Here is a 19,414-nt window from a genome sequence, read left to right as displayed (position 1 = left end):
CGATGGTCGCGCTCGGCGGCGGCCACGGACTGCACGCCACACTCACCGCACTGCGTCGGCTCGGCGACGACATCACCGCAGTGGTCACCGTCGCCGACGACGGCGGCTCCTCGGGGCGGCTGCGGGCCGAACTCGGAGTGATCCCGCCGGGCGATCTACGCATGGCCGTCGCCGCGCTGCTCACCCCGCCGGAGCGTGACGCCGTCTCGGCGGACTCCCCGGCCGATGCGCGGCTGTGGGCATCGGTCCTGCACCACCGATTCCGGGGGAGCGGGGCACTGGCCGGGCACCCGGTGGGCAACCTGCTGTTGGCCGGTCTGACCGAGGTCCTCGGCGACCCGGTCGCCGCACTGGACGCATTGATGTCCACCCTCGGCGCGCGGGGGCGGGTGCTGCCGATGTCGACCGTGCCGCTGGAGATCGAGGCCGACGTCTTCGAGCTCGAATCAGATCCACGGATCAGTCGGTGCATCCGCGGGCAGGTGGCGGTGGCGACCACGCCGGGCAAGGTTCGTCGTGTGCGGCTGCTGCCCGGCGACGCACCGGCATGTGCGGCCGCGATCGAGGCGATCGGTAACGCCGACCTGGTGACGCTGGGACCCGGCTCGTGGTTCTCCAGTGTGATCCCACATGTGCTGGTGCCCGCTCAGCTCGAGGCGCTGCGGTCGACGTCGGCGCGCAAAGTGCTCGTGGTCAACCTCTCGCCGGAGATCGGGGAGACGCCGCGCTATTCGCTCGAACGGCACCTGCGGGTGTTACGCGCGCACGCCGACCTGCGGGTGGACGACGTGATCGTCGACGCCGGGACGGTGCCGGCCGGGCGCGAACGCGGATACCTCGAAGAGGCAGCGGCCGAATTCGGGGCCACCCTGCGCGTCGACTCGGTGGCGGCGCCGCAGAGCAGCGTGCACGACCCGGTCAAGCTGGGTGAGGTGATCGCTGGCCTGATGGCGGACGGATCGCCCGCGACACGTGCGCAGGGCGACGAAGATGTACGAGAGTGAACGACACGATTAGTGTATCCGGCAGATCAGGTCGGCGGCGGTCCCGCCGCCCGGCGCCGCGACGCACACCGAGTGCAGTCCGTGCCGTACAAACCGAAGACGTGACGATGACGTCGAGGAGGAGCGAATATCGGTGGCGATGACAGCGGCGGTCAAGGACGAATTGAGTCGGCTCGTGGTGACGCAGGTCAGCAGCCGCAAAGCAGAGGTCGCCTCGTTGCTCCGGTTCGCCGGAGGGCTTCACATCGTCGGTGGCCGGGTGGTCGTCGAGGCCGAGGTCGACATGGGCAACGTCGCGCGGCGATTGCGCAAGGACATCGCCGACCTGTGGGGGTACCCGTCGGAGGTGCATGTGCTGCGTGGCGGACAGATCCGCAAGAGCGCACGCTACATCGTGCGTGTCACCAAGGACGGCGAGGCGCTGGCACGACAGACCGGACTTCTCGACGTCCGCGGCCGACCGGTCCGCGGCCTGCCCGCCCAGGTGGTCGGCGGATCGGTCGCCGATTCCGAAGCGGCTTGGCGCGGTGCATTTCTCGCACACGGCTCGCTGACCGAACCGGGGCGATCCTCGGCACTCGAGGTGAGCTGTCCCGGGCCCGAGGCCGCGCTCGCACTGGTCGGTGCGGCCCGTCGGCTCGGGGTGTCCGCCAAAGCACGTGAGGTGCGCGGGGCCGATCGTGTGGTGATCCGCGACAGCGAGGCGATCGGCGCGCTGCTCACCAGGATGGGAGCCCAGGACACCCGGCTGACCTGGGAGGAACGTCGCATGCGCCGGGAGGTGCGGGCGACGGCAAACCGGCTGGCCAACTTCGACGACGCGAATCTGCGACGCTCGGCGCGCGCGGCGGTCGCCGCGGCCGCACGCGTCGAACGCGCACTGGAGATCCTCGGCGACACGGTGCCCGATCACCTGGTGGCCGCGGGACGGCTGCGGGTGGAGCACCGGCAGGCGTCGCTCGAGGAACTCGGACAGCTGGCCGACCCGCCGATGACCAAGGACGCGGTGGCCGGGCGGATCCGCCGGCTGCTGTCGATGGCGGACAAAAAGGCTCACGCAGAAGGCATTCCGGACACCGAGTCGGCGGTGACCTCCGAGCTGCTCGACGAGGCGTGACCGTCGCAGGTGCGGCAAAGCGTATGAACCCGATCACCGCGCCCAGCACCCGCACTACGCTGAACCCGGGCGCACTAGGCTGGACATGAAAGAGCACCACACCACAGCGCGGCAGGTGACTCACCTGTTGGACGCAGGACAAAAGGAGCGACATCGTGACTGTACGAGTTGGCATCAACGGATTCGGACGAATCGGCCGAAACTTCTTCCGTGCTCTGGAGGCTCAGAAGCTCGCGGGTGGACCTGATCTGGAGATCGTGGCCGTCAATGACCTGACCGACAACGCCACGCTCGCAACTCTGCTCAAGTACGACTCGATCACCGGCCGCCTGCCTGAGGACGTGTACCTCGAGGGCGAGGACACGATCGTGGTGGGCGACAAGAAGATCAAGGCGCTGGCCATCAAGGAGGGACCGTCGGCCCTGCCGTGGAGCGATCTCGGCGTCGACGTCGTGATCGAGTCGACCGGCATCTTCACGAATGCGGCCAAGGCCAAGGGACATCTGGACGCCGGCGCCAAGAAGGTCGTCATCTCCGCTCCCGCCACCGACCCCGACATCACCATCGTGATGGGCGTCAACGACAGCAAGTACGACGGCAGCCAGAACATCATCTCGAATGCGTCGTGCACCACGAACTGCCTCGGCCCGCTCGCCAAGGTCGTCAACGACGAATTCGGCATCGTCAAGGGTCTGATGACCACGGTCCACGCCTACACGGCCGACCAGAACCTGCAGGACGGACCGCACAAGGATCCGCGTCGTGCGCGTGCCGCCGCAATCAACATCGTCCCGACCTCCACCGGTGCCGCCAAGGCCATCGGTCTGGTGCTGCCCGAGCTCAAGGGCAAGCTGGACGGCTACGCGCTTCGCGTGCCCGTACCCACCGGCTCGATCACCGACCTCACCGTCGATCTCTCGAAGTCGGTGACCGTCGAGGAGATCAACGCCGCTCTCAAGGCCGCCGCCGACGGACCGCTCAAGGGCATCCTCAAGTACAGCGCGGATCCGCTGGTGTCGACCGACATCGTCGGCGATCCGCACTCGTCGATCTTCGACTCCGGGCTGACCAAGGTCATCGGTGACAACCAGGCCAAGGTGAGCTCCTGGTACGACAACGAGTGGGGCTACTCCAACCGTCTCGTCGACCTCGCCGCCCTCGTCGGCAAGTCCCTCTGAGGCCGGGCGAGCAGAGACCGGAGACTCGAGAAGTATGACTGTCTTAACACTGAAAGACCTTCTGGCGCAGGGTGTTTCGGATCGTTACGTGCTCGTCCGATCGGATTTCAACGTTCCGCTCGACGGCGACAGGATCACCGACGCCGGCCGCATCGAGGCCTCGCTCCCGACCCTCAACGCCTTGATCGAGGGCGGGGCGAAGGTCGTCATCATGGCCCACCTGGGCCGGCCGAAGGGTGAGCCGGATCCGAAGTACTCACTCGCCCCGGTCGCCAAGCGGCTCGGCGAGGAGCTCGGTCGCAACGTTCAGCTCGCCGGTGACGTGGTCGGCACCGACGCCCTCGCGCGGGCCGAGGGGCTCACCGAGGGTGACGTCCTGCTGCTGGAGAACGTACGTTTCGACGCGCGTGAGACCTCCAAGGTCGACGCCGAGCGCGAGGCGTTGGCCGCGGCCTTCGCCGGTCTCGTCGACGACGGCGCGGCATTCGTCTCCGATGGATTCGGTGTGGTCCACCGCAAGCAGGCATCGGTCTACGACGTGGCAAAGCTGTTCCCGCACTACGCCGGACAACTGGTCGAGAAGGAGGTCAGCGTGCTCAACAAGCTGACCGAGAATCCCGACCGGCCCTATGCCGTGGTGCTCGGCGGCTCCAAGGTCTCCGACAAGCTCGGGGTGATCGAGTCGCTGGCGCCCAAGGTCGACACCCTGGTGATCGGTGGCGGGATGGCGTTCACCTTCCTCGCCGCGCAGGGTCTCGGTGTGGGCACGTCGCTGCTGCAGGAAGACCAGATCGACACCTGCAAGGATCTGCTCGACCGGTTCGCCGACGTCATCCACCTGCCCAGTGATGTGGTGGTCGCCGATCGGTTCGCCGCCGACGCCGAGTCGAAAACGGTGGCGTCCAACGCAATCCCGGACGACTGGATGGGTCTGGACATCGGTCCGGAGTCGGTCAAGCGTTTCGCGCAGGTGCTGACCGCGGCCAAGACGGTGTTCTGGAACGGCCCGATGGGTGTGTTCGAGTTCGAGAAGTTCTCCTCCGGCACCAAGGGTGTCGCCGAGTCGATCATCGAGGCCACCGGCAACGGTGCCTTCACCGTGGTCGGCGGCGGTGACTCGGCGGCCGCGGTCCGCACGCTCGGACTCGACGAGAACGGTTTCTCCCACATCTCCACCGGGGGTGGCGCGTCTCTGGAGTACCTCGAAGGCAAGGAACTCCCGGGGCTGAAGGTGCTGGAGAGCTGATGGCGCGCACACCGCTCATCGCGGGCAACTGGAAGATGAACATGAATCATCTGGAGGCCATCGCGCTGGTCCAGAAGATCGCGTTCGCACTGCCCGCGAAGTACTTCGACAAGGTCGACGTCACGGTGCTCCCGCCGTTCACCGACATCCGCAGCGTCCAGACGGTGGTCGACGGCGACAAGCTGCTGCTCACCTATGGCGCCCAAGACATCTCGGCGCACGACTCCGGTGCCTACACCGGCGAGATCAGTGGGGCTTTCCTGGCGAAGCTCGGTGCGACATTCGTGGTGGTCGGGCACAGCGAACGCCGCTCGATGCACGGCGAGACCGACGAGATCGTGTTCAGCAAGGCCAACGCCGCGCTGCGGCACGGACTCACCCCGATCGTGTGCGTCGGTGAGCCTCTCGAGGTTCGCGAGTCGGGCGATCACGTGGAGTTCTGCACCCAGCAGACCGCGAACTCGCTGAACGGGTTGTCGGCCGAAGAACTCGCCAAAGTGGTGATCGCCTACGAACCCGTCTGGGCGATCGGGACCGGCCGGGTGGCCAGTGCCGAGGATGCCCAGGAGGTGTGCTCGGCGATCCGTGCCGAGGTGGCCACGCTCGCGGGCACCGACATCGCCGAGGGGATCCGCATCCTCTACGGCGGTTCGGTCAGCTCGAAGAACGTAGCCGAGATCGTCGGGAAGGCCGACGTCGACGGTGCGCTCGTGGGCGGAGCGTCGCTCAAGGCCGACGAGTTCGCCACTCTGTGCGCGATCGCCGCCGGCGGACCCCTGCCCTGATCGCCCCTGCCCTGATCGCCACTGCCCTGATCGCGGCACACGCGCTCAGCGGCCGTGACCAGCGCCGATCGCCGTCGCCGGTTCCGGCGAAGCGGACACGCCGGGCCTGATTCGGGTCGCGGCGGGCACAGCACGTACACTGGGGCGTCGGTCTGCCCATCAGGTCCTCCCGACCTGATGGACCGGCGCCCCGGACGTGTATCTCGACACGTGTGTTTCGACAAGAGGATGCAACTAGCGTGAAGCTCGCGATGGACATCGGTTTGGTCATCACCAGTGTGCTCATGGTGGTGCTCGTCCTGCTGCACCGCGGCAAGGGCGGCGGACTGTCGTCGCTGTTCGGCGGCGGCGTGCAGTCGAGCCTGTCGGGCTCCTCGGTCGTGGAACGCAACCTCGACCGTCTCACCATCTTCGTCGGTGCAATCTGGTTCGTGCTGATCATCGGCGTCGAGCTCTACATCAAGTACAACTGATCCACGCGCAGCACCTGCCGCCGGAGTCGGCGGCGGCGAGCGAGCGGGACGTCGAGAACCCACCTGCACCTACCTCGGTGCAGGTGGGTTCTCGCCATTTCGCCCCTGGTTCGCACGCCTCGATGTGACACGACGCGCCGCACATGATCGCCGCCGGCAACGGACACGCCCACCCGACCTGCTGCGCTGGTGCAGAAGATGCCGTGCTCGGATGCACGCGGAATACTGGTCGCATGTCGCAGTCTTCGGAATCTGAATCCGTATCCGCCATCCCCTCGGGCCGCGCCGCGACCGAGCCTCTGCGCGAGGACATCAGGCTGCTCGGCGGGATTCTGGGTGACACCATTCGAGATGACGCCGGTGCGAAGGTGTTCGAGACCGTGGAGGCCGCGCGGATCGGCGCCTTTCGTGTCCGCCGCGAGGAGATCGAACGCGGCGACTACGAGCGGATGTTCGACGACATGCCGGTCGATCTCGCCAACACGGTGATCCGCGCGTTCAGCCACTTCGCGCTGCTGGCCAACCTCGCCGAAGATGTCCACCGCGAGCGCCGGCGTTCGCTGCACGTCCTGGCCGGTGATCCGCCTCAGGACAGCAGCCTGGCCGCCACCTACGACAAACTCGACGCCGCCGACCTCGACCCGGCCGAGGTGGCCGTCGGACTCGACCACGCGACCGTGGTTCCCGTGATCACCGCACATCCCACCGAGACGCGTCGGCGCTCGGTGTTCGAGGCACAGCACCGCATCACCGAGCTGCTGCGCCTGCTGCACCGGCCCGACCTGCTGCCCGACGAACGCGACGAGGTGCTGACGAAGGTACGGCGGCAGATCCTCGCACTGTGGCAGACGGCGCTGATCCGCCTCGAGCGACTGCGCATCCAGGATGAGATCGAGGTGGGGCTGCAGTACTACGACGCCGCCTTCTTCGAGGTGGTGCCGCAGATCAACGCGCAGGTTCGCGCCGAGCTGCAGTCGAGATACCCGGTGCCGGGTCTGCTCGAGGAGCCGATGCTGCGGATGGGGTCGTGGATCGGAGGCGACCACGACGGCAACCCCTTCGTCACCGCCGACGTGGTGGAGATGGCCACCGGCAGGGCCGCGCAGACGGCGATCGCCCATCATCTCGAGCAACTTCGCCTGCTCTATCACGAGCTCAGCCAGTCCGCACGTCTGGTGACCGTCGACGACGCGGTGCGTGAGTTGGCCGGCGAGGACGGTGACGAACCCTATCGTCTGGCCATCAAACACATCCGCTCGCGATTGGCTGCGACCGCCGTCAGCGAGTTCGGTGAGACCTTCGGGTCGATCGGCGGCAGTCTCGACCCCGACGCGGTGCCCTATGCCACCGCCGAGCAACTGCTCGCCGACCTCGACGCCATCGACGACTCACTGCGTCGGACCCACGACGCCCTCATCGCCGACGATCGGCTGCTCACCATCCGAGAAGGCGTGCGGACATTCGGTTTCCACCTGTCCGGGCTGGACCTGCGACAGAACAGCGACACACATGAGGAGGTCATCGCCGAACTCTTCGCCTGGTCGGGTGTGCATCCGGATTATCTGTCACTCGGCGAGGAGGACCGCGTGGCACTGCTCACGTCGGAACTCACCACACGCCGTCCGCTGCTGCGGCCCGATGCCGAGCTCAGTGAGGTCACGGCCAAGGAAGTGGGGATCGTCCGTGCCGCCGCTCATGCGGTGAAAACCTATGGCGCACCGTCGATCCCGAACTACGTCATCAGCATGTGCCAATCGGTCAGTGACATGCTGGAGCCGATGATCCTGCTCAAGGAAGCGGGGTTGATCGAACTCGACGACACCGGTGCGCTCACATCGACGGTACGGGTGGTGCCCCTGTTCGAGACGATCGAGGATCTGCAGCACGGCGCTGCCACCGTACTGGCGGCGCTCGATCTCCCGCTGTACCGGGGCCTGGTCGATCACCAGAGCGGACTGCAGGAGGTGATGATCGGGTACTCCGACTCCAACAAGGACGGCGGGTACATGGCCGCCAACTGGGCTCAGTACCGCGCCGAACTCGATCTGGTGGAGGCCGCCAAGAAGGCCGGGATCCGCCTGCGGCTCTTCCACGGTCGCGGCGGCACGGTCGGTCGCGGTGGCGGCCCGAGCTACGACGCGATCCTCGCCCAGCCGCCGGGTGCGGTGCAGGGCTCGCTGCGACTGACCGAACAGGGTGAGATCATCGCGGCGAAGTACGCCGAACCGGCACTGGCCCAACGCAATCTGGAGACGCTTCTCGCGGCGACCATCGAGTCGTCACTGCTCGACGTCGAGGGACTCGGTGACGACGCCGAATCGGCGTATGTGGTGATGGACGAGATCGCCGCCCTCGCCAGGGATGCCTACAGCGAACTCGTCCACGAGACACCGGGATTCGTGGAGTACTTCACCACCTCGACCCCGGTATCCGAGATCGGCGAGCTCAACATCGGCAGCCGTCCCGCCTCACGTAAGCAGACCGAGAAAATCTCCGACCTGCGCGCCATCCCGTGGGTGCTGTCGTGGACGCAGTCACGGGTGATGTTGCCGGGCTGGTACGGCACCGGATCGGCATTCGAGCAGTGGATCGGCGACGACGAGTCGCGGCTGGGGGTGCTGCGCGACCTCTACACGCGATGGCCGTTCTTCCGGACCGTCATGTCGAATATGGCGCAGGTGCTCGCGAAGTCGGATCTCGGTCTGGCCGAACGCTATTCGAAGCTCGTCCCCGACGAGGAGCTGCGCCGCACGATCTTCGGGATGATCGCCGACGAACATGAGCGCACGGTGAAGATGTACTTCGCGATCACCGAGACCGATGACCTTCTCGAGGACAACCTCGCGCTCAAGCGCTCGGTGTTCAACCGCTTCCCCTACCTCGAACCGCTCAACCTGCTGCAGATCGAGATGCTGCGCCGCTACCGCGCCGGCGACGACTCGCCGCTGGTGCGTCGCAGCATCCTGCTGACGATGAACGGACTGGCCACCGCACTGCGTAACAGCGGGTAGATCCCACACCGGGTAGATCGCACACCGGGTCGATCGCAAGAGCGGGGCCGGGCCGATGTCACCGATCAGAGCAGTTTGCGCAGGATCCGGATGTCGCGTGCCGAATAGGGCGGATACAGCAGCGACAGATCCGGTGTGCTGGGTTTGGCCAGCACCGCCTTGCGGTGACTGAGCTCCTCGAATCCCCAGCGGCCGTGATAGGCGCCCATACCGCTGGCGCCGATCCCGCCGAAGGGGAGCTGGGGGACCAGGCAGTGCATGATCGCGTGATTGATCACCGCACCGCCGGCGGGGATCACATCGATCATGCGTCGACCCAGCGCTCGCGACTCGGTGAACACGTAGAGCGCCAACGGTTTCGGCCGGGAGTTGACGAATGCGATCGCGTCCTCCGGCGAGTCCACGGTGAGGATCGGCAGTACGGGCCCGAAGATCTCCTGGGTCATCAGATCGTCGTCGGGTGCGGGGGAGACCACGATCGTCGGGTCGATCGTCAGCCGTTGGCGATCGCTGGTCCCGCCGAGGACGATTGTCCCGGTGGTGGACTCGAGGTAGCCGCGGATACGGTCGAACTGCCGAGCGTTGACGATCTGACGGCCGGCGTCCGCACCGGCCAGGAAGGTGTCGATCGTGGACTGCAATGCGGTGATGAGCTCACCGACGATCGACGGGTCGGCCAGGATGTAGTCGGGTGCGATGCAGGTCTGTCCGGAGTTGAGGAGTTTCGTCCACACGATCCGGCGTGCGGTGACCTCGATGTCGGCGTCGGCGGCCACATATGCCGGGCTCTTGCCGCCGAGTTCGAGGGTGGCCGGGGTGAGCGTGGGTGCCGCACCGGCCAGAATCTTGCGTCCGATCTCGGTGCCTCCGGTGAACAGCACATGATCGAATCCGAGCCCGAGAAGCGCCTGGGTGACGCCACCGTCACCTTCCACGACGCGGATCGCGGTGGGATCGAGATACTGCGGGATCAGCCGGGCCATCACCGCCGACGACGCGGGAGCGAGCTCGGAGGGTTTGACGACCACGCAGTTGCCCGCGGAGAGGGCGGCGATGAGCGGGGCGAGTGTGAGCTGAACCGGATAGTTCCACGGCCCGATCACCAGGACGACGCCTTTGGGTTCGTACTGCACCCATGCCCGGCCGGGCAGCTGGTTCAGCGGCAGCGCCACCGGCCTGCGTCGCATCCACCAGCGCAGCCTCTTGCGGGCGTAGGCGGCCTCAGAGCGGGTGACCGCCAGGTCACCGAGGTAGGCGTCGAAACCGTCGCGACCCAGATCTGCGGCGATCGCGGCGACGAACTCGTCCTCGTGATCGGCGATCATCTGCTCGATGGCCGCGAGCTGTGCACGCCGCCACGCCACACCGCGAGTGCGGCCTGAGTTCTGGACGAGCCGCAGCCCCTCCATGTCGGCGGGACCGAACGCGTGCTCGGGCGTCGGGGTCGCCTCGACGGGCGCGACCGGTGTGACCATGATCGACCTCCTCGGATGCCGGTGCGTCACGTGTCTGACTCACGTGTCGAGGACCAGTATCGGACACCCACCGCGACCCCGGATTGGGCCGATACGCCCGGCGAGCGCGACGCGATACGCACGGTGCACCCCGCTGGAGTGAGCCCGGGGGCGCCGAGCGTCGATGCGGCGCCGGACAGGCGCGCTCAGAGCGCCGAGGCCGCGCCCTCGTCGAGGAACCACACTGTCGATGCACGACCGTGTGCGCCGGCGCACGGCCAGTCGGCTTCATCGGCGCCGGAGATCCCCGCCGCGGCCGCCTGCGCCTTGTCTTCACCGGCGACCAGGAACCACACATGGTGCGAGCGGTTCACCGCCGGAAGCGTCAGCGTGATCCGCTGCGGCGGCGGTTTGGGCGAGTTCGATACGGAGACAACCACTTTCTGAGTCTCCGCGACGGCCGGGGTGTGCGGGAACAACGAGTTGATGTGTCCCTCGGGGCCCATCCCGAGCAGGTGCACGTCGAACTGCGGAACCGCACCGTCACCCTGTTCGAACAGCGTGTCCGCATAGGCGAGAGCGGCGGCGTCGATGTCGTCACCGAACGCGCCGTCCGAGGGTGCCATCTCGAAGACCCGCGCCGGATCGACGGGCACATGGTCCAGGAGCGCATCGAAGGCCTGCTTGGCGTTGCGCTCGTCGTCGGCTGCGGCGACGAAACGTTCGTCACCCCAGTAGATGTCGAGTGCCGACCAGTCGAGGGCTCCGGAGTCGGCACGCAGCGCCGTCAGGAGTGCGATGCCATTGCTCCCGCCGGTGAGCACCACCGAGGCACTCCCGCGGTCGCGTTGTGCGGCGACCAGCGTGTCCACCAATCTGGCCCGCGCCGCTTCGACGAGCCCCGCCGAATCGGCGAATACCTCGACCTGCGCCGTCTGTGTCATGCCGGCACCAGATCGTCGACGTAGTCCACCTCGGCCGCACCCTGCAGTGACTGCAGATAGACCTCGTCGGCGTCGAGGTGACGCAGTTCCTCGGCGATACACACCGGAAGGTCCCGGCGGGTCATCGCGATACGCCCATCGGGTTTGCCCGGCATCGTCAGGACCGCGTTGTTGTTCTGATCGACCGCGAGGACCGTGGGGCCCTCGTCACGGTCCAGCCGAACCTCGAAGCTGCCGAAGACCCGGGAGGTGGGCACTCCGAGCTGCGACCGGAGCCAGCCGGCGAGCAGGTCGAGACTGGGGGAGTCATTGGGTCCGGCCACCTGCACCGAGGTGACCGGCGAATGCGGCGGGCGGTCCATCGCCGAGGCCAGGATCGCGCGCCAGTAGGTGATCTGCGTCCAGCTCAGATCGGAGTCGCCGGGCGCGTAGGTGGCCAACCGACGGGCGAGCACGGTCTGCGGGTCACCATCCTTGCCGGCATCGAGAATCCTTCGGCGCCCGAGCTTTCCGAGCGGGTCGCGCGACGGATGCTCCGGTGCGGCACCCGGCCACCAGGTGACCACGGGCGTGTCGGGGAGCAGGAACGGGATCACCACCGAATGCGGGTGCTCGGCCAATGCGCCGTGCATGTAGAGCACCACCACCTCCGAGGCGCCCGCGTCGCCGCCGACCCGGATCTCCGCGTCGAGACGGGTTTCCGAGGTCGCCGATCGGGACGACAGCACGATGATGCGGCTGGGGTGTTCGCGGGAGGCCGCGACGGCCGCCTCGATAGCACCCTCGGTGGGTTCGCCGTGCTCCACGGCAACCACCAGGGTGAGTACGCGCCCGAGGCTGACCGCGCCCCCGGACTCGCGCACCTGCACGATCTTCTTGGCGACCTCGCTGGTCGAGGTGTCCTGCATGTCGACGATCATCGGGCGGCCGTCCTCACCTTCGCTGGGTACGTGATCTGGGCTGGGTACGGGAACTGCTGGGCGTGCCGGAACTGCTGGGAGCGGGGGAACCACTCACGGACGGCGCCATTCGCGGCCCACCCGTTCCATCATCTCGTCGGCCGACTTCGGCCCCCACGTACCCGCCTCATAGGTGTCGGGGGCGCCGTGATCGGCCCATGCCTCGATGACGGGATCGAGGATCTTCCAGGACAATTCGACTTCCTCGTTCACCGGGAACAGCGAGGGCTCGCCGAGCAGCACGTCGAGGATGAGCCGTTCGTAGGCCTCCGGGGAGGCCTCGGTGAAGGCGGTGCCGTAACTGAAGTCCATGTTCACGTCGCGCACTTCCATACTCGACGCGGGCACCTTCGACCCGAACCGCAGGGTGATGCCCTCGTCGGGCTGCACGCGGATCACCAGCGCGTTCTGACTCAGATCCTCCGTCATCGTCTTGTCGAACGGCAGATGTGGTGCACGTTTGAACACCAGCGCGATCTCGGTGACCCTGCGTCCCAATCGTTTTCCGGTACGGAGGTAGAACGGCACCCCCGCCCACCGGCGACTGTCGACCTCGACGGCGATCGCCGCGTAGGTCTCCGTCCTGGAGTCCTTGGCGAAGCCCTCCTCCTCGAGGAGTCCGGGCACCTTCTCACTGCCCTGCCAGCCGGGGCCGTACTGACCCCGTGCGGTGTTCTCGTCGAGCGGCAGGATGTTGCGGGTCGCCGAGAGGACCTTGATCTTCTCGGTCTGCAACTGCTTGGGCTCGAACGAGATCGGCTCCTCCATCGCGACCAGCGCCATGAGCTGCATCAGATGGTTCTGGATCACGTCGCGGGCGGCGCCGATGCCGTCGTAATATCCGGCGCGCCCGCCCAACCCGATGTCCTCGGCCATCGTGATCTGCACATGGTCGATGTAGTTGGAGCTCCACAGCGGGTCGAACATCTGGTTCGCGAACCGCAACGCCAGGATGTTCTGCACCGTCTCCTTGCCGAGATAGTGGTCGATGCGGAAGACCGACGACTCGGGGAACACCGAGTTGACGATGGCGTTGAGTTCCTTGGCCGACTCCAGATCGTGACCGAACGGCTTCTCGATCACCACCCGTCGCCACCGGTCGTTCTCCTCCCGGGCGAGCCCGCTGCGGTCGAGTTGTTCGCAGACCGTGGGGAAGGCCTTCGGGGGAATCGACAGATAGAAGGCGTGGTTGCCGTCGGTGCCGCGCTCCTTGTCGAGCGCGAGCAGTGTGTCGCGCAGCTTGTCGAAAGCCGCGTCGTCGTCGAAGCTGCCCTCGACGAACCGGAACCCCTCCGACAGTCGCTCCCACACCTCTTCACGGAAGCCGGTCCGCGCGTGATCACGCACGGCATCGTGAACGACCTTCGCGAAATCCTCGTCGTCCCAATCGCGTCGAGCGAACCCGACAAGGGCGAATGCGGGCGGCAGGAGACCGCGATTGGCCAGATCGTAGACGGCAGGCATCAGCTTCTTGCGTGCCAGGTCACCTGTCACGCCGAAGATGACCAGACTGCACGGACCGGCGATCCGGGGGAGACGCTTGTCGCGCGGATCGCGCAGGGGGTTGAACCACGAACCGCTCGACTCACTCACCTATGTCAGCCTTTCGACGCTTCCGACAGCTGGGTCTTGGTGGCATCGAGGAGTTCGGTCCAGGCGACCTTGAACTTCTCGACGCCCTCGTCCTCGAGTACGACATAGACATCGTCCATGTCGATGCCGACAGCGGTCAGCTTGTCGAACACCTCCTGGGACTCCGCCCCGCGGCCGAGGATCGAGTCAGTGTGGACCTCGCCGTGGTCGGCGAACGCATCCATCGTCTTCTCCGGCATGGTGTTGACCGTGTTGGGCGCCACCAGATCGCCGACGTAGAGGGTGTCGGGATAGTCCGGGTTCTTGGTGCCGGTGGACGCCCACAGCGGGCGTTGCGGATTCGCTCCGGAGGAGGCCAGTGCGGCGAAGGTGTCGCCGTTGTCGAAGACCTCCTGGTAGGCGACGTAGGCCAGTCGGGCGTTGGCCAGCGCGGCCTTGCCCTTGAGCGCGAGCGCCTCGTCGGAGCCGATGGCGTCGAGCCGCTTGTCCACCTCGGTGTCGACGCGGGAGACGAAGAAGGACGCGACCGAGCGGATCGTCGACAGGTCATGTCCGGCAGCCTTGGCCTGGTCGAGTCCGGCCAGGTAGGCAGCCATCACCTCGCGGTAACGGTCCACCGAGAAGATCAGGGTGACGTTGACGCTGATGCCCTCACTGATCGCCTTGGTGATGGCGGGCAGTCCGGCCTTGGTGCCCGGGATCTTGATCAGTGCGTTGGGGCGGTCGACGATCTTCCAGAGCTCCGAGGCCTGGGCGATCGTCTGGTCGGTGTCGTTGGCCAGGCGCGGATCGACCTCGATCGACACCCGGCCGTCCATCGAGTTGGTGGCCGCGTAGACCTGGGTGAACACGTCGCAGGCGTTGCGGACGTCGTCGGTGGTCATCGTGCGTACCGCCGAATCGGCATCGGCACCGCGCGCCGCGAGTTCGGCGAGCTGCTGGTCGTAGGCGTGACCCTTCGACATCGCCGCCTGGAAGATCGACGGGTTGGTGGTGACGCCGGTGACCGACTTGGTGTCGATCAGCTCCTGCAGGTTCCCGGAGTTGAGTCGGTCGCGAGACAGGTCGTCGAGCCAGACAGAGACGCCGGCTGCGGCGAGCGCTGCGAGATTGTCGTTCTGGGCCATGGGTTCATCCCTTCACATTGGTGAGCGAGCGTTGCGCCGCTGCAACAACGGCATCGGGAGTGATCCCGAATTCGCGGTACAGCGTCTTGTAATCAGCCGACTCGCCGTAGTGCTCCAGCGAGACGCACTCCCCGAATCCCCCCACGATCTTGTGCCAGCTCATCGCGATACCTGCCTCGACCGACACGCGTGCACGCACGGTCGGCGGCAGGATCTGGTCGCGATAATTCTGGTCTTGGCTCTCGAACCACTCCATACACGGCATCGAGACGACGCGTGTTCCCACACCTTGCGATTCGAGCTTCTTGGCGGCCTCCACCGCGATCTCGACCTCCGAGCCGGTGCCGATCAGGATCACCTCGGGCAGTGCGGTCGACGACTCGACCAGCACATAGGCACCCTTCGACACGCCGTCGGCATCGGTGCCCTCGAGGACCTCGACGTTCTGGCGGGTGAGGCACAGACCGACCGGGCCGCTGCTCGACGACTTGCCGATCACGGTCTTCCACGCGTACGCGGTCTCGTTGGCATCGGCAGGTCGGACCACCGACAGATTCGGGATGGCACGAAGAGCCGAGATGTGTTCCACCGGCTGGTGGGTCGGGCCGTCCTCGCCGAGACCGATCGAGTCGTGCGTCCAGATGTAGATCGGATCGATGTCCATCAGCGACGCCAGCCGGACCGCCGGCCGCATGTAGTCACTGAATTGGAGGAACGTGCCGCCGTAGGCGCGGGTCGGACCGTGCAGCACGATGCCCGAGAGGATCGCACCCATCGCGTGTTCGCGAACACCGAAGTGCAGCGTCCGGCCGTAGGGCTCGGCATTCCAATCCGCGGTCGCGATACTCGTCGGACCGAACGAGTCGGCGCCCTTGATCGTGGTGTTGTTCGAGCCGGCGAGGTCGGCCGAGCCGCCCCAGATCTCGGGCAGGACCGGACCGATGGCCGACAGCACCGCTCCGGAGGCGGCGCGGGTCGCGACTGGCTTGCTGCCGGGCTCCCAGGTGGGGAGCACGTCGGCCCAGCCGGACGGCAACTCGTCGGCGGTCACGCGGTCGAGCAGCTTCTTGCGCTCGGGCTCACGGGTCGCCCAGGCGTCGAAGTCGGACTGCCACGCCTCATGTGCCTTGTGGCCGCGTTCGACGAGTTCGCGCGTGTGCGAGATCACCTCGTCGGACACCTGGAACGACTTGTCCGCGTCGAACCCGAGCACCTGCTTGGTGGCGGCGACCTCGGCCTCGCCGAGTGCCGAGCCGTGCACACCGCCGGTGTTCATCTTGTTCGGCGCCGGATAACCGATGATGGTGCGCATCAGAATGAACGAGGGGCGGTCGGTGACCTTCTTGGCCTCGGCGACGGCCTTCTCGATCGCGGTCACGTCCTCACCGCCCTCGACGACCTGCACATGCCAGCCGTAGGCCTCATACCGTTTGGCGGTGTCCTCGGTCAGCGCGATCTTGGTGTCGTGCTCGATGGAGATCTTGTTGTCGTCGTAGAAGACGATGAGGTTCCCCAGCTGCTGGGTGCCGGCCAGTGAGGACGCCTCGGAGGTGATGCCCTCCTCGATGTCGCCGTCGGAGGCGATCACATAGATGTAGTGGTCGAACGGGCTCTCACCCCAGGCCGGATCGGGGTCGAACAGGCCGCGTTCGCGACGGGAGGCCATTGCCATCCCGACCGCCGAGGCCAGACCCTGGCCGAGCGGCCCGGTGGTGATCTCCACGCCCTTGGTGTGACGGAACTCTGGGTGGCCTGGGGTCTTGGATCCCCAGGTACGCAGGGATTCCAGATCTTCCAGTTCCAGACCGAATCCACCGAAGTAGAGCTGGATATAGAGCGTCAGGCTCGAATGCCCGCACGACAGGATGAATCGATCCCGTCCCAGCCAGGTGGTGTCGGTCGGGTCGTGACGCATCACACGCTGGAACAGCGTGTAGGCCAGCGGCGCCAGGCTCATCGCGGTGCCCGGATGGCCGTTTCCGACCTTCTGGACGGCGTCGGCGGCGAGCACACGCGCTGTGTCGACCGCTCGTGTGTCGACATCTGTCCAGTCCTCGGGATACGAGGGCTTGGTCAGATCGCGGATTTCGTCAGTCATGGACACTCGTGCTTCTCCTGCCGTCAATTCGTTTCGCACCTCGTACAACCTGCAGCCGTGCTGGTGGGGCGCCTGGTTCGGCAATGGACGTGCACCGCTTCGTCGCAGTACCGGAAGACTTCGTCGGCGTTCCGCATGGCGTCGGGATCCAGCCTAGTCGTGCGAGTACGTCAACACACTAAAGCGACCGGATTCTGCGTCTCGGCGCTCGGCGTCTACCATGCGTTGTAGTAGATCGACGGTGTCGCCGGAAGGACCCTCCGGTTCCCGCGACATCGCCTGTGAGGAGTCCTGCCATGGCGGGGGATGTGCACGACGACGGGTGCAGATAGGGGTGCGTGTGAGCGGACACGGTTTCGCACCCACTCGATCGTCGTCGGGAGAGCCCGATCAGTCGTCTGAGGCAACCGAACACAGTGGTGTCCTGCGCCGCGTACGTTCGACGTTCGCCGCCTATGTCGCGCTGACGAAGCCCCGCGTCATCGAATTGCTGCTGGTCGCCACCATTCCGGTGATGCTGCTGGCCGACAGGGGCGTGATCCATCTCGGCCTGATCGTTGTGACCCTGATCGGCGGCTGGCTCGGCGCCGCGAGCGCCAACTCGCTGAACATGGTGGTCGACGCCGACATCGATCAGAAGATGAAGCGAACCGAACGCCGTCCGCTGGCCCGTGATGCGGTGAGCAGACGAAACGCGCTGATCTTCGGTCTGGTCCTGGCTGTGGTGTCGTTCCTAGTGCTGTGGCTGGGCGCCAACCTCCTGTCGGCGATCCTGGTGATGATCACGATCGCCTTCTACGTCGGCGTCTACACGATGATCCTCAAGCGGCGGACATGGCAGAACGTCGTGTGGGGTGGTGCGGCCGGCTGTATGCCCACGCTGGTGGGCTGGGCCGCCGTCCGCGGATCGCTGAGCTGGGAACCGATCGTGTTGTTCCTGGTGATCTTCTTCTGGACGCCGCCGCACACCTGGGCGCTGGCGATGCGCTACAAGGAGGATTACCGCGCGGCCGGCGTGCCGATGCTGCCGGTGATCGCGAGCGAAGCCCGGGTCACCCGGCTGATCATGATCTACACGTGGCTGACGGTGCTGTGCACGTTCGCGCTCATCCCGGCCGCATCCTGGATCTACCTGGCCGTCGCCGTGGTCGCCGGCGCCTGGTTCCTGGTCGTCGTGCACAAGCTCTACCGCGACACCCTGCGCGGTGCGCCGGTCACGCCGCTGAAGATCTTCCTCAAGTCCAACGAATACCTGGCGATCGTGTTCTGCGGCCTCGCCGTCGACTCGGTGGTCAACCTCCCGACCATCCTCAGTTACTTCTGAGCGACTACTGCCGAGCGACCGCCCCGTCGGATCCCGCGACGGTGAGCACCGTCGACCCGGTGGTCTTGCGTGCGGCGAGATCGGTCTGGGCGTCCGCGGCCCGCGCCAGCGGATAGGTCGCCGAGACATCCACCTGCAAGCGACCCTCGGCGACCGCGCCGAGGACCGCTCCCGCGCGCCAGTTCAGTTCCTCGTCGGAGGCGATGAAATGCCCCAGCGTGGGTCGCGTCACCGACAATGAGCCGGCCGGGTTGAGGCGCTGCAGGTCGAACGGCGGCACCGGACCGCTGGCCGCACCGAACAGCACGATCATCCCGCGTACCCGGGTCGCGGCGAGACTGGCCTCGAACGTCGAGGCGCCCACGCCGTCATAGGCCACTGCGACGCCATCGCCGGCGGTGAGGTCACGAACCCGCTGCGCCAGATCGGGGGAGTACCGCAGTACCTCGGCCGCACCGGCCTGCCGGGACAGTCGTTCCTTCTCATCGGTCGACACGGTGGTGATCACCCGGATGCCCTTGTCGCGGGCCATCTGGGTCAGCAGCAACCCCACGCCACCGGCGCCGGCGTGCAGCAGCACCGTGTCGCCCTCGCCGGGATGTGCGCTGCCGTCGAGCAGGTAGTGAGCCGTCATCCCGCGCAGCATGACCCCGGCCGCCTGCTCATAGCTCACGTCGTCGGGCAGGTGCACCGCACGGGGAGCGCGAACCCGCACCAGCTCGGCATAACTCGCCGGCGCATCGGCCCAGGCCACCCGCTCCCCGATGCGGGAAGGGTCCACGCCGGACCCGACCGCGACGATGTCACCGGCCCCCTCGGAGCCGGGCACATACGGAGGGTTCGAGGGATACATCCCCTCTCGCAGATAGGTGTCGATGAAGTTGACGCCGACCGCGCGCGTCGCGACGAGCACTTCGCCGGGACCGGGCTCCGGGTCGCTGATCTGTCGATGCTCCAGTACCTCCGGACCGCCGTGTGCGGTCACTTCGATGGCCCACATGCGTTCAGTTCTACCCTGTCTGGGCGGCGATCGATCCCGACATCGCGGGTACGGCATCGGGAGCGCCCCGTCACGCCGCATCGCGTTCGGCGCCGATCGGT

The 19,414-nt window shown here is 66.7% G+C and carries 15 protein-coding genes; 8 read left to right on the top strand and 7 right to left on the bottom strand.

Annotated elements, in window-relative coordinates:
* Positions 1–2 precede the first annotated feature (2 nt).
* The 7 genes from IEW22_RS05680 to ppc all read left to right on the top strand — a co-directional run bounded on the left by IEW22_RS05680 (position 3) and on the right by ppc (position 8,814).
* Entirely contained in the window at positions 3–1,004 is a 1,002-nt protein-coding gene (locus IEW22_RS05680) for a gluconeogenesis factor YvcK family protein (protein ID WP_188585678.1), read from the top strand.
* A 139-nt stretch (positions 1,005–1,143) separates the two neighbouring features.
* The gene (gene whiA / locus IEW22_RS05675; protein WP_188585677.1) at positions 1,144–2,121 is read left to right on the top strand and encodes a DNA-binding protein WhiA; all 978 of its coding nucleotides are present in this window, start codon (positions 1,144–1,146) and stop codon (positions 2,119–2,121) included.
* Positions 2,122–2,276: 155 nt separating this feature from the next.
* Positions 2,277–3,299 (top strand): type I glyceraldehyde-3-phosphate dehydrogenase, encoded by a 1,023-nt coding sequence (gene gap, locus IEW22_RS05670; protein ID WP_188585621.1) that lies wholly within the window; start codon positions 2,277–2,279, stop codon positions 3,297–3,299.
* A 34-nt stretch (positions 3,300–3,333) separates the two neighbouring features.
* The gene (locus IEW22_RS05665; RefSeq protein ID WP_188585620.1) at positions 3,334–4,545 is read left to right on the top strand and encodes a phosphoglycerate kinase; all 1,212 of its coding nucleotides are present in this window, start codon (positions 3,334–3,336) and stop codon (positions 4,543–4,545) included.
* A complete protein-coding gene (gene tpiA, locus IEW22_RS05660; RefSeq protein WP_188585676.1) occupies positions 4,542–5,330 on the top strand; it encodes a triose-phosphate isomerase in 789 nt (262 codons plus the stop codon). The genes IEW22_RS05665 and tpiA overlap by 4 nt, the downstream gene beginning before the upstream one ends.
* A gap of 239 nt (positions 5,331–5,569) precedes the next feature.
* Entirely contained in the window at positions 5,570–5,803 is a 234-nt protein-coding gene (secG, locus tag IEW22_RS05655; protein WP_188585619.1) for a preprotein translocase subunit SecG, read from the top strand.
* A gap of 233 nt (positions 5,804–6,036) precedes the next feature.
* Complete coding sequence (gene ppc / locus IEW22_RS05650; protein ID WP_188585618.1) at positions 6,037–8,814, top strand: phosphoenolpyruvate carboxylase; 2,778 nt, start codon at positions 6,037–6,039, stop codon at positions 8,812–8,814.
* Between the two features lie 65 nt (positions 8,815–8,879).
* Here the strand turns inward: ppc and IEW22_RS05645 are convergent, their stop codons facing one another.
* From IEW22_RS05645 to tkt, 6 genes are all read right to left on the bottom strand, one after another.
* On the bottom strand, positions 8,880–10,289 hold the full coding sequence (locus IEW22_RS05645; RefSeq protein WP_188585617.1) for an aldehyde dehydrogenase family protein: 1,410 nt from the start codon (positions 10,287–10,289) through the stop codon (positions 8,880–8,882).
* A gap of 185 nt (positions 10,290–10,474) precedes the next feature.
* Positions 10,475–11,212, bottom strand: coding sequence for a 6-phosphogluconolactonase (gene pgl / locus IEW22_RS05640; protein WP_188585616.1), 738 nt, complete (start codon positions 11,210–11,212; stop codon positions 10,475–10,477).
* Entirely contained in the window at positions 11,209–12,132 is a 924-nt protein-coding gene (locus tag IEW22_RS05635) for a glucose-6-phosphate dehydrogenase assembly protein OpcA (RefSeq protein ID WP_188585615.1), read from the bottom strand. Before IEW22_RS05635 ends, pgl begins: the two co-directional genes overlap by 4 nt.
* A gap of 93 nt (positions 12,133–12,225) precedes the next feature.
* The gene (zwf, locus tag IEW22_RS05630; RefSeq protein ID WP_188585614.1) at positions 12,226–13,764 is read right to left on the bottom strand and encodes a glucose-6-phosphate dehydrogenase; all 1,539 of its coding nucleotides are present in this window, start codon (positions 13,762–13,764) and stop codon (positions 12,226–12,228) included.
* A 5-nt stretch (positions 13,765–13,769) separates the two neighbouring features.
* Positions 13,770–14,891, bottom strand: coding sequence for a transaldolase (gene tal / locus IEW22_RS05625; protein WP_188585613.1), 1,122 nt, complete (start codon positions 14,889–14,891; stop codon positions 13,770–13,772).
* A 4-nt stretch (positions 14,892–14,895) separates the two neighbouring features.
* On the bottom strand, positions 14,896–16,989 hold the full coding sequence (tkt, locus tag IEW22_RS05620) for a transketolase (protein ID WP_188585612.1): 2,094 nt from the start codon (positions 16,987–16,989) through the stop codon (positions 14,896–14,898).
* 322 nt (positions 16,990–17,311) lie between these two features.
* On the opposite strand from tkt, the gene IEW22_RS05615 reads away from it, so the two are divergent.
* On the top strand, positions 17,312–18,313 hold the full coding sequence (locus tag IEW22_RS05615) for a heme o synthase (protein WP_268235459.1): 1,002 nt from the start codon (positions 17,312–17,314) through the stop codon (positions 18,311–18,313).
* Positions 18,314–18,317: 4 nt separating this feature from the next.
* Here IEW22_RS05615 and IEW22_RS05610 read toward each other — a convergent pair whose 3' ends face one another.
* The gene (locus IEW22_RS05610; protein ID WP_188585610.1) at positions 18,318–19,313 is read right to left on the bottom strand and encodes a quinone oxidoreductase family protein; all 996 of its coding nucleotides are present in this window, start codon (positions 19,311–19,313) and stop codon (positions 18,318–18,320) included.
* Positions 19,314–19,414: the final 101 nt, after the last annotated feature.

The organism is Gordonia jinhuaensis, from assembly GCF_014639795.1.
GTDB classification, from domain to species: Bacteria; Actinomycetota; Actinomycetes; order Mycobacteriales; family Mycobacteriaceae; genus Gordonia_B; species Gordonia_B jinhuaensis.
Note: the sequence above shows the minus strand (reverse complement) of the source record. Positions and strands in the feature narration are given on the sequence as shown.

Coding starts and splice junctions, on each gene's coding strand:
- IEW22_RS05645 (WP_188585617.1), bottom strand. CDS start 10,289: ATGGTCACACCGGTCGCGCCCGTCGAGGCGACCCCGACGCCCGAGCAC.
- tal (WP_188585613.1), bottom strand. CDS start 14,891: ATGGCCCAGAACGACAATCTCGCAGCGCTCGCCGCAGCCGGCGTCTCT.
- IEW22_RS05680 (WP_188585678.1), top strand. CDS start 3: ATGGTCGCGCTCGGCGGCGGCCACGGACTGCACGCCACACTCACCGCA.
- IEW22_RS05610 (WP_188585610.1), bottom strand. CDS start 19,313: ATGTGGGCCATCGAAGTGACCGCACACGGCGGTCCGGAGGTACTGGAG.
- ppc (WP_188585618.1), top strand. CDS start 6,037: ATGTCGCAGTCTTCGGAATCTGAATCCGTATCCGCCATCCCCTCGGGC.
- whiA (WP_188585677.1), top strand. CDS start 1,144: ATGACAGCGGCGGTCAAGGACGAATTGAGTCGGCTCGTGGTGACGCAG.
- IEW22_RS05665 (WP_188585620.1), top strand. CDS start 3,334: ATGACTGTCTTAACACTGAAAGACCTTCTGGCGCAGGGTGTTTCGGAT.
- IEW22_RS05635 (WP_188585615.1), bottom strand. CDS start 12,132: ATGATCGTCGACATGCAGGACACCTCGACCAGCGAGGTCGCCAAGAAG.
- tkt (WP_188585612.1), bottom strand. CDS start 16,989: ATGACTGACGAAATCCGCGATCTGACCAAGCCCTCGTATCCCGAGGAC.
- pgl (WP_188585616.1), bottom strand. CDS start 11,212: ATGACACAGACGGCGCAGGTCGAGGTATTCGCCGATTCGGCGGGGCTC.